This is a genomic window from Paenibacillus phyllosphaerae (assembly GCF_014192105.1).
GTDB lineage: Bacteria > Bacillota > Bacilli > Paenibacillales > Paenibacillaceae > Paenibacillus_Z > Paenibacillus_Z phyllosphaerae.
Map to the genome: position 1 here is coordinate 67454 of NZ_JACHXK010000023.1, position 17019 is coordinate 84472.

Annotated in this window: 2 protein-coding genes; both read right to left on the reverse strand. The window is 57.1% G+C overall.

Going from position 1 to position 17019, the window contains the following annotated elements; translation table 11 throughout:
- Nucleotides 1–42: 42 nt before the first annotated feature.
- Nucleotides 43–9099: a chitobiase/beta-hexosaminidase C-terminal domain-containing protein gene (locus tag FHS18_RS29455; RefSeq protein ID WP_183603983.1), complete on the reverse strand. Its 9057-nt coding sequence runs from the start codon at nt 9097–9099 to the stop codon at nt 43–45.
- Nucleotides 9100–9276: 177 nt separating this feature from the next.
- On the reverse strand, nt 9277–16920 hold the full coding sequence (locus tag FHS18_RS29460; protein WP_183603984.1) for an S-layer homology domain-containing protein: 7644 nt from the start codon (nt 16918–16920) through the stop codon (nt 9277–9279).
- Nucleotides 16921–17019 lie beyond the last annotated feature (99 nt).

Consider the following 17019-nt stretch of genomic DNA (forward strand, 5'->3'; position numbering starts at 1 on the left):
CCCTCCTTTCTCCGCCGCTTCAATTGGTTTATTCCCTAATCCTTATTGCACGGCTGCCATGATTTCCTTGTAGGCCCAATGATTCGCCGGCAGATCCGAATACGAGACCGAACCGCTGCCGCCGGTTGTGCCGACAATGCGATTGATGATTACGATTGCTTCCGCTCTGGAGATTCTAGCTTCAGGCTTGAACGTTCCGTCCGGGAAGCCTTTGACATATCCCGCTGCCGTGAAGGCATTGACATACTTCTCTGCCCAGTGGCCGGACATATCCTTGAGCGTCGTCTTGCCGGTATTGGAAATATCCAGCTTCAGCACGCGTGCCATGATGACCGTCATCTCTGCCCGAGTCAGCGTGTTGTCGCCGCCAAAGGTCCCGTTCGGATACCCTTCGACGATGCCGGCCGAGGCGAAGAAGGCCACTTGATCTTGTTCATTCCCGCTAACATCGGAGAATGTCGAAGCCAGCTCCACGTCTTCCTTGTCAAGCAACGGCGCAAGCGCCTGAATCAGCGTCAAACGCGTCATGTCCGCGTTCGGCTTGAACGTACCGTCATTATAACCGTTCATGTAGTTCACTTCGCCCGCCGCTTGCTTCAGATCGTACTTCGCTTTCTCAACTTGGAACTCGAGGGTAATTACAGTGTCATCTTGATCGGTGATCGCTTTGACCGTCATATCCTTCGTAATGACCAAATCGCCATCGTACACAGGGCTGTTCTTCGTCGGCTCGCTGCCGTCCGTCGTGTAGTAAATGGTCTGCCCTGCCGAAGCCGTCAGTTTCAGCTTGCCGTTCTTCGCGATCGCGACCGGCTGATCCGAGCTTCCGCTCGTCACGTGGCCGCCGGCTTTCACTTCAATGGCCGGTACAGGTTCTTCGACGACTGGCGGAATGATAATCGCCACGCCACCGCCGCCGCTGCTCACCGTGCCCGCTTTGGTAAATGTTGCCGACAACAGCGCGCTGTCTTCCTTGCCGTCGTGAATCGTAACGGCCTTCACTGTAGCCGTACGGTTCAGCGCGATCGGCGCCGTATAGAGCTGTGCGTCTTCCGTCGGACGGCTGCCATCCGTCGTGTAGTAAATACGGCCGTCTTGCTCATCCGTCTTCAGTACAACGGATACCTGTTCGGTGAAAGTCGCCTCGCCCGATACGATTGTCGGTGCAAGCGCCGTCTCTGCAAAGCTCCAAGCCGGTTGGATCGAGATAAACCGCAGCTCGCCGTTTGCAGACGCGGCAACCTTGGCTGATGCGCCCGTTTGTACTTTACCGGTCGTTACATTGTTCTTCGTGCTAATGGATACACCCGATCCTGCCGACCAGGTTATGGCCGCATTGCGAGTCAAGCCGAAGCTGCTCTCTACACGGTTCACCGTATCCGTCCCGTTGAACATGACCGCTGCTGCGCCAAGCGCCGCCGCCGGATCGTTCGCGAAGACGTTCAGACGAGGGTAGAACCCTGCTGCCGCGTACCAGTGACCGCCTGGCAGCTGCGAAGGCAGCGTGCCGCCGGTAAGAACCGAGACCGTCAGGCCTTGCGCCCCGATGGATGCACCCGTTACCCGGCTGCCGTCATTGTCGTAGTAAGCGGTGTTGCGTTTGAGCATTTGTTTGTTGAATGCACTATCCGTAATGGATGCAGCGGATGCCTTCTGACCCGCGATGCCGCCGAAGAATGCAGCGCCTGTCGTGATCTTGCCCTTAGCGCCTGCCACTGCTTCACCCGAATTAAGCGAGTTATCGATGCTTCCCGCTGCCGCGAATCCGGCAATACCGCCCGCATGAGCGGTAACTTGGCCGTCTGCGCGAACCAGACCGGAGTTGAATGCGTCATGAATCGTGCCTTCATTCGTTCCCGTGATCCCGCCCGTCTTCACGTTGCTGCCTGCAGCCGTGACATCCGCGAACGAGAAGGAATCCGCAATTGTGCCGCTGCCAGCGTTCACGCCGGCAATGCCGCCTGCTTCGATCGTTTTCGACTCACTGATTTCAGTGACCGTGCCTCTTGCGTACGACTGGGCGATGGTGCCTTCGTTCGAGCCGGCGATACCGCCGAACACGCCGAAGCCGCCGTTCAATCCTTCTACGCGACCGCGCACATTCACGTTATGAATGTTGCCGTCAGCATGGTTCACGCCGGTTACGAGACCGGTTGTCGTACCGCCTTTGATCGTGAAATCAAGGAGGCTTACGTTCGTGATTTCGCCGTCGTTCTCTACGAAGAACCCGGCCGAACGCGGTTGCGCGTCCGTAATGGTCTGCGCGAAACCCGTAATCTTATGGCCCTGCCCGTCGAACACATCGTCAAAATGGTCGAATGGCGTAATCGTCAGATTGGTCAGATTGAGGTCCGCGCCGAGCAGAAGCTTCGGCATAGCCAGATTCTCTGTAGCCTGACGGTTATACAAGCTGTAATACGTAAGTCCAGTCGCGTCATTATAGAGCCTGATCGCGCCTCTAAGCTTCTGTACCGTATCGATCGCAACTTCGCCGTTGTTCGGTTCGGTCAGGAAATACGTGTCGTACCCGTAATCCCAATCCATTGCCGCAAGCGGATCCACAATGACGGAGTTCGCGCTGCCCGAAGTCGTGCCCGACTCCTTGCCGACCGCCGTTAATGCCGAGGCATGCGTGTTGTTCGTCAGCTTCCCGTCTCTGAACTGGTAGCCGACAAGCGCGCCGGTCTTCACGTTCGTGCCTGTGGCATTATTCGTAATGACAGTAGTTCCGGCATACGAACCGCTGATGGCGCCGTCATTGTAACCTGCGATACCGCCCGTGTAGGCTTTCATCGCGATGCCGACGCCAGTCGACTCGACTTTGGCCGGGATCGCATACACCTGATCGATTACTGCTGCGCTGCCTGCGTTGCCGACGAATCCGCCGGTATACACGACATTGCCTTTGCCCGACACGATGCCGGATGCATAGGCAGCCGAGATCTGATACTGATCCGCCGAACCGGCAAACCCGCCGACGCTGACGCTGCCCGTTCCGTTAACCGTCACTTTTCCTTTGGCAAAAGCGTTCGAGAGCATGGCTGCCCCGCTTGCGCTGTCGCCGAGTTGGCCTGCGAAGCCGCCGGCGTCAATCGCGCTATCCGCATTCACCGATTGCACGTCTACTGCGATGTCAGTCGATGCGTACGTAATTGCCGTTTCGTTACTCGCGCCGACGAATCCGCCCACCTGAGCGGCTGGTACTACGCCGTCCTTCGCAAGGGCAGTACCGACTTTGAGCACGCTGCTCGCAGGAACGGTCAGCTTCGTGTAGTGAATACCGCCGCCTTCCGTCCAGCCGATAACGCCGCCGACACGGTAGAGCGCGCTTCCGTCCGCTTCTGTCTTGCCGGTAGCTGTATCCCGTACAAGGTAACCGTCGTTATAGCCCGCGAGTCCGCCCGCAACCGCGAGCTTGGCGCCTTTGACCGTAACGGCAGCATCCGAGGACGATTGATAAATCGATGCATGCAGGTTCTTGCCGACCAGACCGCCCGCGTACATGTCTGCCGCCAGACTTGGAGCGCCCGTCGCCGTAACCGTGCCGCCTTTTACCGCCGAATCGTACATACCGTGATACAGCGGTGCCCACAGACCGAAATCATACGGTCTGTCGCTGTCATTCGACTGCAGGATGCCGGCAATGCCGCCAATCGCGCCTTCGCCGCCGCTTAGAACAGCTGTTACTTTGGACGAGGATATAACGTCGACCAGAATCGAATTCATACTTTGGCCTACAATGCCGCCTGCCGCTGCGTCGCTGCCGCGAACGTCAATGTTTGCCGCAGACGAAGAATCGCGCATTGCCGCGTCCGTCAATCGGCCGGCAATACCGCCGAGCACGGAATTGCTGCTGCCTTCAGGGGAACCGATGTTCACCTTGGCGTCGACAACGGCCTGCTCGAGATCGTATGCCGCGCTGCCCGTTCCTGTCTTATCGCCGACGATACCGCCGACAACACCGTTACCGCTCAGGTGAAGGCCGCTCTGAACCGCCGTAACTTTCGCGTTCACGATGCGATTGCCAGCATCGGAGTCCCCGATGATGCCGCCCAGTACGGAACCGGCCCCTGGCGCGTTCAATGTGCCCGTTGTGAAAGTAACGGAAAGCCCGTCCGCCAGGCCGGATTCGAACTTGCCGAACAACCCGCCGAGCGTGCTGCCATCGCCGTCTGCCGCAATGCGGTATCCCGCGACGATATCGGCATGCAGTCCGCTTGCGTCAGCTGCTTGCCAGCCGATCAGGCCGCCGACAACGGCTTTATTCGCGCTGCTGACAACATTGCCTGTCGTCATTGGGAAATTGAACATGTCTGCTGTCAATTCGGAAGCATTGTAGCCGATCAGACCGCCGGCTACCGCGCCTTCCTTGACGCCTTCCATTCGAGCGCCGCTCGCAAGCGAAACGGTAACGCCCGTGAATTGACCTTCATTGCCGCCGAGGAAGCTGCCCGTAATGCCGCCGCTTACGACCGCGGTATCCGAGAGTTCAATCGTAATTTGCGCAAGCTGGCCTTGGTTATAACCGGCTAATACGCCTGTAAAGTTCTTGCCTTCGATGGTCAACGGTTCAAGACGCATATTGCGTACCTCGCCGCCTTCGCCGATGTAGCCGAACAGCCCGCTGTAATCATAATCAGGGACGATCTTCAGGCCATCGATCAAATAATTGCCGCCGTCCAGCATACCTTCGAACGGATGCTCGTCGTCGAGACCGATCGGAACCCATTGCGCGGACTGCATATGAATCGGTCCGGCAATCGTAATCTTGCGTCCGGCAAAGTCGAATGCCGGCAGACCCGGAACTTCGCCATTGACGATAGCCGCAAGACCTGCAAGCTCGGCTTCCGAGTGCAGCTCGTAGCTGACCGCGTCCTGGTCTCTCATATACCAGTTAATATTGGCGTTCACATCGCTGCCGCCGCTCGAACCGCCGACGTTGGCCGTACGGATCAGCTCCGGATTTTGGAACTGCGCGAACGTGGAGCCGTATTTCCACACCGAATCGAAATCCCAGCCGGACGTGGCAGGGAATGCCGAACGGTCCTTCAGATCCTGCAGCGTTACCGTCCGCAGACGCGGCGCCGAGTTCATCCACTTGTGGTTCCCGTCGGCAAAGTCAGGGAGATCCGCGTTGATGTTATTTGCTTCATCCATGACATAGAATGCCTTGGTCAGCAGTTCCTTGCTTGCATTGTCGTAGCGGCCTGCGAACCCGCCTGCATAGGCGCCGCCTTCCGCCTTCACTTCCGCCGCGGAATATACATTCTGGATCGTTCCGCCCGTCAAGCGGCCCACGATGCCGCCCGCATAGGAGTTGGCGTTCGTCGCAGCTACGTTCTTGATGACATAAGCGTCGCTCGTCGTACCCGTTGTCTGCTCGCCGATCAGGCCGCCGACAACAGAGTAGGCGCCCGTAGCCGTTACCGCCGCCGACGTATAGGACTTCGCGATCTTCCCGGCATTCTTGCCGACCAGACCGCCAAGCGCTACATACTGCCCGTTAGCGCCTACAGCTTTACCCGTCAGATCTGCTTCCGTGTAAGAGGATAGCACTTGACCGTTGTTAACGCCGACCAAGCCGCCTGCTAACGTGCCGTTGCCTTGAATGTTCATGCTGGTATTCGCATACGTGTAGTACAAGATACCGTCTGCCGTATTGCGGCCGACAAGTCCGCCAATCGTTGCAGTTGCGCCCGTCAGATTGAATTGCACTTTGTCGGGAATGCTATTATTGGCAATGAAGCTGCGATTCTCGCCTACCATACCCCCGACCACCGCGTTCGGCGCTTGAATCAGGAGCGCTGGAGAAGAAGAGCCGATTGTACCGATGTAGCGGCTCTTCTGAATCGTGCTGACCGCTTGCGCAGGATCGCCGGTTTCGCTTACGCGTTTATCGTTGATCCCGACGAAGCCGCCGACCGTCGAAGCATCCGCGGATGCATTCGCCCGGATATACAAGCCGGACAGATAAACATTAGAGATGATAGCTGTATCCGTACCGCGATTATAACCTGTCATGCCGCCGGCCAATGCCTTGCTGCCGTTCAGCAGCAGATTGACCTTGTTCCCTGTAATCTGGTTAAGCTTGGCTTGGTCATTGTAGCCGACCAGACCGCCGACCACGGCATCCGTTGCAGTCACCGATGTGGAGAGCAACAGGTTTTGTACGTGTTGGCCGGTTGTATCGCCCTCAATGAGACCGCCAGTCATACGGCCTGCCAGACCGCCTGCTGCCGGAGTTGCGCCTTTGAGACTAATCAAGACATTAGCACCGTCTTCTGCCGTTACGGCAGGTGCGATGATCTGGGTCTCTTTCGCGTAACCCACGATACCGCCCGCATTAACGTCTGTCGCTTCTACGGTTAGAAGAATGGCCAATTCGGATTGTACCTTCGGCCCTTGGATAACAGGAACCGATTCGCCGAGAGGTTCGGACAGACCGGCTACGCCGCCAGCCGAAGAAAGTTTGCCCTTCACCGTCAATGCCAGCTCTTGTACGCTGCTATTCGACAGCGTCCCGGTGTTGCGTCCGGCAGTACCGCCGATTAAGCTTGCCTCGCCATTCGACTCGATCGTAATTTCCTGCGACAAGGACGCAGGCACTTCGCCGTTGTTCTCGCCGACGATGCCGCCGATAACAGCAGCTGCGCCCATAGCCGTAATCTTGCTGTTCGTTGCCTCGATCTGACTGTCTTCACTTCGAATCACGCCGTCGTTCTGACCGGCGATAATGCCTGCTTTCACGTCAGCTCCAGCAACCGTAAGGTCGATTGCTTCTGCTTGAACGAACATAACCGGTGCGTTCGTAACGCCTGCTACGCCGCCGAACACGCTGTTGTCCGCATTAGCCGCGATCTCGATTCCGCTGGCCAGGACAGGTGCCTCGCTCGTGCCGAGTGCCGCCTGCTCCGTCAGGAAACCGGCGATGCCCCCCATGATATAACCTGTCCGCCCGGCTTCATTAGCAAGCGTAAGTTTCGTCGCTTGGCCGGAAGCCAATCGCAGCTCGCCATCGTTATTGCCGACAATACCGCCGGCCGTCAAACGTTCTACGCCTGCAGCCGCCGCGAATCGCACGCTGTCATTGCCCTCGTACGCTTCGTCGCCGACGACTGCTCCCGCAATCTCGCCTTGCGCCGTGCCGGCAATACCGCCCGCCACGCCATCATTGCGAGTTGCCGTCAGGCTCAGATATTGCGAACCCACGTTATTCATCTCGCCATTCCATGCGCCGGCAAGACCGCCGATCGTGCCTTCCGCTTCAATCTTCGCATACGCCTCGGCCATACCGCCTGCTGACGAATTCGTCATTGCGCTGTCATCCGCCGCGCCGACGATACCGCCCGTGTAGACGAACGCGCCGCCTGCTGCTTGCAGTTGTCCGCCGAATACGCTGGCGTCGATCGATGCGCCGCTTGCGTAACCGATGATGCCGCCCGTACGAACCGGACGCTCAGCATCGGACTCGGCAGCCTGAACGTTAATAGCATTGTTGAACTCCGCGCCCGCAACCTTGCGTGCGTCTCCGTCGACCAGCATGCCGATATAGCCGCCGGTGTACAGCTTAGCAACGCCGTTCACCGTAATATCCGCTTTACTTGCCACATTCGCGGCAGGTTCGCCTGCTCCATCTTGATATTCGCGGTTCCCCGTAATACCTCCCGTGTAGACGCCTTCGCCGCCATTCACGGCAATCGGTCCCGCATTCACATAAGACTCGTCATCCGGGCTGAGCAGATTCAGGCTGCTCGCCGCGAAGCCGATCAGACCGCCGGTATACGCTTCATCCGGCGCTCCGGTTACCGTAACGTCGCTCGAATTCTTCGCTTGCGATTGGAAGCTCAGATCGCCCTTGATGTAGCCGATCAGACCGCCTGTATTCACGTTGCTTGCGCCGGAAGCTGCCACGTCCGCTTGTTGCTCATAGGACTGGCTCCACTCCAGGTCGCTGCCTACGTAGCCGGCGATCCCGCCGGTATAAACCCCGGCGCCGCCGTTATTCGTAACTGTTCCCGTGTTGTTGAAAACAACGCCGTACAGCGGATTCGTCTGCTCGGCAGTGATCGCGCCGACCAAACCGCCTGCATAGGTGCCGCTAGCCTTAGCCGCATTCACGCTCACTTGGCCGCTGTTGGCCGTCTGAATCGACAGCGATACTTCGTTCTCGGCCTTGGCGATAATCCCGCCTGCATAAGCGTGCACGCCATTCTGGGCCATGATGGTACCGGTATTCGCGATCGGCGTAGCCTCATCGTCCATATAGAGCGCCGAGTCCGAATTGCCGATGATACCGCCGGCATGGATCTCGCCAGCTGCTTCTTCCAGGCCGCGACCCAGGATCTCGCCGTTATTCGTCGTCTTCTTGACGATCAGTTGATCCCCTTCGGTATAGCCGGCGATACCGCCAGCATATACCGACGTACCATTAGCCGTAATGTCTGCGTGGTTCACGGAATTCGATATCGTGCCGTCGCCGGAGCCGACAATGCCGCCCGCATAGACGGAGGCATCAGGCGATCCCGCTTCAATCGGAAGATAGTTCGTAATGTTATAGACGGTACTATTGCCCGTCATCTTGCCGACAGCCACGCCAGCATACAGATCCTGCCAGCTATTATGCAAATTAAATGTGCCGTCGCCTTTGAAGATGAAGCCGCCCAGGGTACCGCCTTCCATATACCCGATCAATCCTGCATAATCCGTCTCCGGAGCCAGCTTCATCCCGGAGATCGTGTAGACTGCTCCATCCTTGGCATACATCGTTCCCTTGAAAGGCTCCTCTGGCGTACCGATCGGCACCCACAGATAGTCCTTCAAATCCATATTGCGGTCGATGTCGAATACTTTACCTTCGAACCCGTTAATATCAACGCCGTCTTCCGTCTCACCGTCATTAACCAGCTTGGCAACGCCCGCTAGCTTCGCAGGCGTATCAATCGTGTAGCTGGGCGCTAATTCGTCGTACCAGCTTACATCCGCATGACTCGTCCAGCGGCTTGAATCACCGCTGGTCATCAGACCGCCGGACAATGCCGCCGCTGCTGCGCATAGGGCAGCGAAGCCAGTCATAACGATCGATTTTGTCTTGAATCTCATTTCAACTCCGCCCTCCATTGCTATATCTATCTGTCCTATTTATCCGCCAAGGGTTAATCGATGCCGCAGGTCCGCCGCGCCGAAGCGGCGTGGCGGACCGTCGGCGGAATGAAACTTGAACGGCGCCGTATCCAATGGGCGAAAACCGTTTGTCGCTTCTATCTAGTTATCGGTATTCTAGTTCTCTTGTTGATTAGTAATCAATTGGTCGAAGCGCATCGCGATAGCCGATGCCTGAACCCGCTGCAGCTGCCCTTGCGGATCGATGCGTCCTTGAACGCCTTGGATCAGTCCGCTCTTAACGGTCATCGCTACAGCTGCTCTCGCCCAAGCCGGGATCGCGGATGCGTCCTCGAAGCGGGCTAGAATCTCGTTTGCTTCGCTCTCGCTTATCGGCCCGCCAAGACCGGCCGCATCAAGCATTCTTCCGGTCATGACCATGCCTTCCAATCTCGACATCGGTGCGCTAGGCGCATAAGAGCCGTCGGCGCGACCGTTAATGATTCCAAGCTCGGAGGCGATCGCTACGCTCTTGCCGTACCATGCGTTTTCCGGCACGTCGGTATAGCTGCTGCTAGACGTCCGATTCATGAGTCCGGCTACGCGCAGCAACACGGTCGGATATTCCGCGCGAGTCACGTTCGCTTCCGGATCGAACTTGCCGCCCGACTTGCCGAGCATGAACAGCTTGCCGGCTGCGCCTTGGATTACTTCCGCGCCCCAATGTCCGGCGCTGATGTCGCTGAAGCTTGCTTCATTATGCATAAAGACCAGATTGCCTTCGCCTGTCAATTGCAGATTCACTGCCGGTTGGCCATTATCCAATGCGAGCGACCATGGCAGCGTCGTCCAGCTGCCGTCCGTGCCTTCCAGCACAACGGCGGTAATATCGTCGGCATCTATGCCGCCTGGGACCGTAACTTGCGCATTCACATAACGGTTCCATGCTTCTGCCGGAAGATTCGTATCTACCGCGATGCCTTCCCCGTCTCCCAGCGCCGCAGCGCCGAGACCATCTGCGACTGCCTTAAGTTTCGCTTTGGCCGAATCGTCATTGGCTGCTGCCTGGACAATCAAATCACCGTTAAGATTCTTCATCATCTCAGGCGTAACGTCCAGCTTCATGCCTTGCAGGTCAAACTTCACGGTCTTGCCGCTCTCGTTCGCCTTGGCGACAAGCGCTGCATCCAGCGTAATGGCATATCCTTGCGCCGATGGCGCGGATTGGACGGCGATCTTGATCTCGTTGGCCGCAGACGCAAGATCAACTTCCGCCTCGGTGACGCGAGCAACAACCGTTTTTCCTTTCCATTGGCTCGTAATCGGCTTGCCGTTGACATTCAGCTTCGCCGGTTCGGAAGGTGTCTCGCCTTCACCGGAAGGTTCCGGGATAACGATCCCAACGCCTGGTATACCTACGGAACCACCGCCTGCGGCAACTTCCGTCCACAGCGCCGGCTTCAGCGCCGCCGATGCAGACCATGCTTCCTTCGTAAGCGATGACCGCAACGCGACTACAACCGTCTCTCCTGCCGCTGCAGCAACTTCATAGCTGGTCGGCACGAAACTCCAATCACTGAGATCCTGCTTCAGCGTTACATCCGCCGGCTTGGTGCCCGCCGGGTACTTCTTATACACGAGCTGTTGGCCCGTCGTATCTTGCGGCAGCACCACGTTCAGCTTCGTCTTGCCGCTGTCGCCCGATACCGTCGAAGTGGAAGCCGTCATCTTGCCGATCGCGGTCGGTTCCGGTACTTCAACCGTAGCGACGACCATGCCTTTAACCGACACGTCGCTGGAAATCTGGTACTCCGCTTCGATCAAGCTTGCGCCTGTCGTCACGCCCGTCACTTTGCCAGTTGAACTGAGCTGAACCGCATCGCCTATCGATACGGAATAGCTAAGCTTCGACAGATCGGCGACAGGTACGAGCTTAAACTTCGGATGGCCCGACGCGTCCTTGCCATCGGCGTATTTCAGCGACGCTTTAAGCGTGCTGCTGTCACCCGGCTTCAGGTTCGGAATCGTCTCGAGTACGACTCCTGACGGTACATCGAACGTACCGTTCGTCACTTGCACGACTGCCGTATTCTCATTGCCCGCCTTATCGAGAACGATGAAATTCAGTTCTGACGTCGGCGTATTCCCTGCTACGGTGACCATTCCTTCGAAGGTGCCGTCATCCGTAACGGCGACGGACTGCCCGTTCACCTTCAGCGAGGCAACGTCGACGCTGGTCGTGCCCTTCACCTTAATGCCGTTCGTCCCGCTTCTTGCGCCGGTGACCGGCTCGTCGATATACAGCACTGGCTTGATCGTATCTACCGTCAGATAGAGCATGGTTACCGATACGTCGCCTGTCTTCGTATTGCGTGCTCTAAGCTCGATCGCGTAAGGACCGTCAGTATCGAATTGATTGAAAGTCAACGTTCCCTTGCTGCCTGTCGCCTGATTCGTAAAGGCCTTCTTGCCGATCGATGTGTCGCCATAGAAGGCTTCCACTTCGATATCCTTCTGATCGGACGTCAAATTGATCGTTTGCTCCGTCGCGCTTGTCAAGAGCTCCATGTAATGAGGGAGCACTTTCACCTGCGACCCGGCAGCCGCATTCAGCTTCGGCTTCGCCGGAACCGGCAGCAGCTTCTTCGCGCTGTCCACGCGGGTAGCGAAGTGGTAATTCTCGTTCTTATCGGCCGTCTTGTCCGGCTTCGTGACGGCGGATACGCCGAGCACGTACTCCTTGCCGACTTCAAGGCCGGTATACTTGATATCGTCCGAAGCAACGGTCGAACCCGCCAAACTGTCCGTATTGACTTCTTGGCTGGTCGATGTTGCGTTCCAGCCGCCGAGCAAGATGCCCTCGTACTTGCCGGTCTGAGCGTTCCAGTATGGAGCCAGCTCTTCCTCGGTGAAGAGAACCTCGCCGAAATTCGGATACGTCTGGAGCGAGCCGCCTACTTGCGTCAGCGCTTCGATGGCGTAGCTGTGCTCGTAGCCCGCTTGGCTTGCCTTACGCGCTCCCGGTTTGAACGACAGCGAGAACAATCCGTTGCCGTCAGGGGTGATCGTCACATCGCTCACCTTGGCCGGTGCCAGCGGATCGATCAGCTCGATGCGCTCGGCCGAAGTCTTCGTTCCGAAAGAAGATGCGGAGTGAAGCTCTGCCCGCAGGTAATAATTGCCTTGGCTGAGCAATCCGCGAATGTCTTCCTCTGCGCCGAGCAGCTGCACTTTGGAGACGTCAATGTCCGTCTTGCCGCTTGTCACAGTACCGCTGACGCCGCCGCCAGTTCCGACTTGCAGGTCTTTGGCGATCAAGAGGCCCGGATCTCCCGGCTGCAATACCGTCTCTCCGCTCTCCGTCTTGGACGTGTTATTCGATACCGCGTCCTTGGTCAGATACAGACTAACCGTATCGCCAGGCTTGGCATTGGCGACCTTCCAGGACGCCGTGAATTTGTTGGAATCGGAAGCATCCTTCGTCAGCTTCGTCTCCGTGAGATCCGGCGTTGTCGGCACGTTGATGAGACGCGTCTCCACGGCCGATTCGCTCGTTAACGTCCAATTGCCTGTCGCCTTGCTTTGCGGCACGATGACATAAGCTTTGCGGACGTCTACCTGATCCGACGATTCCGATGCCGATACATGCTGCGTGAACGCGTTGGCATTCGGATTCGTATTCGTGTTGTCGAATACGATCGGATAGTTCTTGCCGCTGCCGTCCTTCAGCGTGAAGTTCGGCACCTGCTGCGATTCGTATTCAACCTCGACAATGGCGTTTCCGGATACCGATCCCATCGGAATCGTATGAACGCGGCCGCCGTTCTTGACCGTGATTCCGCCCACGCCGATGTTGGCGTTGCCGTTCTCGATCATTTTGACGCCGTCGGCAACGCTGCGGTATACCGTTTCCTGTACGTCCTGTTCGGTATCGATCCACGAAGTCGCGAGCGTCTCCATCCCTTCGCCGATGACGACGAGGCGAGGACCTTTCTCCGGATCTTCCACGAGCAGGTTGACGAAGCCCTCCGGCATTTTGTTGCCGGCCGTGCCGAACTCCAGTCCGCCGCCCCAATAGTAGGTGACGCCGAGCGAGATTAACAGAACGCTTACGCTGCCCCAAATCTTGTCGTTGTTCACGCCGAAGAACACGCTCGCTAGCGGCATGCCGCCAACGACAGGGACGTTCGAAGGCACTTGTACCTTGGCTCCGATGTAGCCTTCGAAGTCGATCCGGTTCTTCTCCAGATTCTGTCCGACAAAGATGCCGGATTTGCCGATGATAATGTCCCAGCCGCCGATGTCGATTTCGGATTGCAGCCGGACGAACCACGGCGTCACCCATTGGGCTTCGAGCACCGCGTAGGTGAGCATCGGCAGCAACTCGTCCTCTTCCGGTTCCGGATCGACCGAGAAGTCCATGGCCCCTTCGATCTTGATGCCGGTCCGCTTGAGCGTCAGGTCGATATCGCCCCAGAAGAACGCCGGCGCTACGCCGAACTTCAAGCTGACGCCCGCTTCGACGGTCAGCGGAAACGGATCTTTCTTCGACCCGCCTGCAATCGTATCGGCCAATTCGCGAACCGCGCCGCGAATGCCGGTCAGATAGGTAGCGCCAGTGAGCAGAATGCCTTTCTCGAACTCGGCGCCGAAGCCGATGACGTCCGGCAGGATACGCCCGTCGTCTACTTTCTTGAAGGCAAGCTCCATCGACAGGCCGATCTCTTTCATGTCGGCCTCGAATGCGATGCCGTATTTGTTATTCACGCCTTCGACCGGCTGGACGTAATGGACGACGGTGATTTTGTTCATCGAGTCGTCGTCATCCTTGCCCGCCTTCTTCGTGTTGCCTGTCGGCGCGAATAGGCCGAGATTTTGTTTCAGCGCAAAATCGAGCGACGCGTCAACGCCGACGAAACCTTTCTTATTGAAGATGACGTTGTTCACTTCCGCTTCGACGACCTTCAGGAGCAGTGTGCCGCCGAACGAAACGCCGCCGCTGCGGAGAATGAACTCATTGAAGTTGAAGCCGAAGCCGGCGATCGTGAAGCTTGGAGGCGCGAACAGGCTCTGACGGTTGAAATAAACCGTGCGCAGCGTAATCTGACGCAGCGGATTCAGCCGGTCCGTGATCTGCCCTGCCGCCCATGCCAGCGAGCCGTTCAAGCTATCGTCCTCTTCATTGCCTTCGCTGTCCGGCACTTCGTCGTCGCTCACTTGGTAACTCGTGCCGAGCGACTTGTTGAAGCCATCGAAGAAATCCAACGTCCATTCGCCTTCATGGAAGACGAATCCGCTGCTCGCTACGCTGAGCGTACCTTCGCCTTTGATGAACAGCGTATCGAAGAATGGCATGGAAGCGTACTGCGGTACTTCGTTCTTCACGTTGAACACGTCGAGTTTCCCGCGTACGAAGACAAGGTTCTTGCCCTTATAAGCAACCGCGTCGTTAATGATCGCGGGTTCCGTGCTCGTATCGACGACAACTTGCTGATCCGCGCCCGTTCCGATTTCCTTCACCATGCCTCGGATCGTAACGAGATTCTCGCGCTTGTAGTTGCTGTCGCTGAAGAAGGCTTTGAGCTCCGCTTCGGACGAGAACAGCTTGTACTGATAAATCGGCACTTTCTTCAAGGAATCCTCGTCTATCCAGTCCTCGATATCGAGTTTCGGATCGACGAAATTGCTCCTCTTGCCGATATAGGCGACTGCTTTCTTGAAGCTGGCGATCTGCGCGCTAAGCGCCTTGCCGTCCGTGAACGACGCGCCAGTGTACAGTGAATTCAGCTCTCCGGCTAATTTCGGATTGATCGTGTCCCCGGATTGAAGAGTCAGGTCAACCGATTGTTTGTACAGAGCGACAATGTTCGCTTCCCGAATCCGGGTGGCTTCATTGTTCGTGACGCTGAATGTTTGGGAGGTCGTAATGTCGTACATCGCTGCGATTTCCTCGTCGCCGCCCGTATCCCCTTTGTAATCCAGCTGGACCTGGTATTCGCCCAGAGGCAATTCAGGTCCTAATCCCGCCTGCAGCACCTGTCCGGCGCTATCGACGAGATCGCCGCCGCGATACGTGATGCGCATGTCGCCGGAGAAACCATCGTCCGTCGGCTGCATCAACACGGATTCCTGAACCGGTACCTTGTAGCGTTTGCCGGTGACTTTCTCTTTCAAATACAGATCGAAGTTAGGAGGCGTCGTCTGGTCGCCCGTATTGTAAGCTTCGATATTGGATAAGTTCACCGTGATATACTTGACGTCCGTGCGGAACAGCTCGGCAGGCGAGAGTCCGTACACGTAGGTCGGCACCGCTTCGCCGACAGGCGGCAGCAGAATGAAGTTCGATTTGACGGATTGATATTGGGCTTTGATGCCCTCATCTTCAACGCCTTCCATCTTCTTCTCGGTCTCTTCGCTGCTTGCCGTCAGCATATATTGGCGCGTCGCCGGCCATGGTCTGCCCTTAGCTTGCACGTAGAACTCGACCGTGAACGTATCGCCCGGCTTATAGGTGGATTCCACGCCGTTCGCGGCTTCTTCCGGCGTCAATGGCTTCTGCCGGGTGAGCACTTTGCTGCGGTAAGCGTCCGTCACGACTTTGCCGTCGGCGTCGCGAACGATATTGCCGTTCTCGTCCAAGCGGACGAAGTTAAGGCCGCTCTCGAGTTCCAGCTTCACGTCTACCTTGCGGTGCGTCATATCGAACATGGCCAGATTCTCGATCTCGGCCGTGATCTTGAACACGCCTTCATCGACATAACCGCTGTTATCCGGCAGCGTGGCGAGCTGCTGGACCGGGTCCATATAACGAATGGAGAATACTTTGTCCGGCTCGATGATTTCGCCCAGACCGTAGATGGTCTCGAACGTCTGAGTCTTGCTCTTCGCCAGCTTCTCCGGGTTCCAATAGAAGGCGACCGCGGAATCGGCCGTGCCGAAATCGTTCGTATCCCGAGTAAAATCGAGGTTCGGGTTAGGCTCATAATCCCATTTGGTATTCGCCAGGCTGTTCCAGTGCGCGACGACCATCTCGTCGACGATATGGATGTTCTGCTCGGCGAAATTGTTGAAGCCGTATGCGACGACATTGGTCGCCTGCGGGTTGTTCAGATCCAGTTGGTCGCGCATGACCCAGTAGGAAGGCAGCTTGTAGAAGCTGATATCTTCCTCCGGAATGCCGATCGCAGCCGGATCATGCACGAGACGGCGCTCGACCGTCAGCGGGGAGCGATACGTCGTTCCGATCTGGAACTGCGGTCCGTCATTGCTGCCGACCATCGTATCGAGCAGGATACGGGAACCGATCTGCACGTCTACGCCGCTGTTGTTCGTCACTTCGTAGCGGATATTGACGTTACCCGCATTCTTGATATCCTTCGCATCCATATACAGCATCAGAATCTGCTTGATCGTAACGCCTTTAATCGACCAGGTGGATTCGATCTGCTTCGTTCCGTTCGGCAGGCTGACGATTCGAGGCGCGGTCGTCTCCGAGAAGAAGTTCACCCCGAATTTGTAAGGATTGCCGAAGATGTAATCCGTTCCGTCGATCCGGAACGTCGTGAACGAAGTCTCGGGATCATCTCCGCGGAACATCATGTCTACGTTGTTGTCATTCTTGCGAATCGGCTGGCCGTCTACCGTACGGACGCCGAAACGCCCCGTGGCGTTATCGACTGTTATTTTGATGAAATCATTTTGCAGCACCGTTGTTTTCGATGCGCTGACAGCGGCAGCGACGACGCCGATGCTATCCGACCACGAGGTAGTCAGCAATACGAACGCAATGAACAGCGACAACCACTTTTTTGCTAAACTCACATTAACTCTCCCCTATCTCTCATGCTGCGCTGTTAGTTTCATAGATTCGTTCGCATGACAGGTCCCGCCGATGGCTGCTTGTGGGGCGAGGCCATCGGC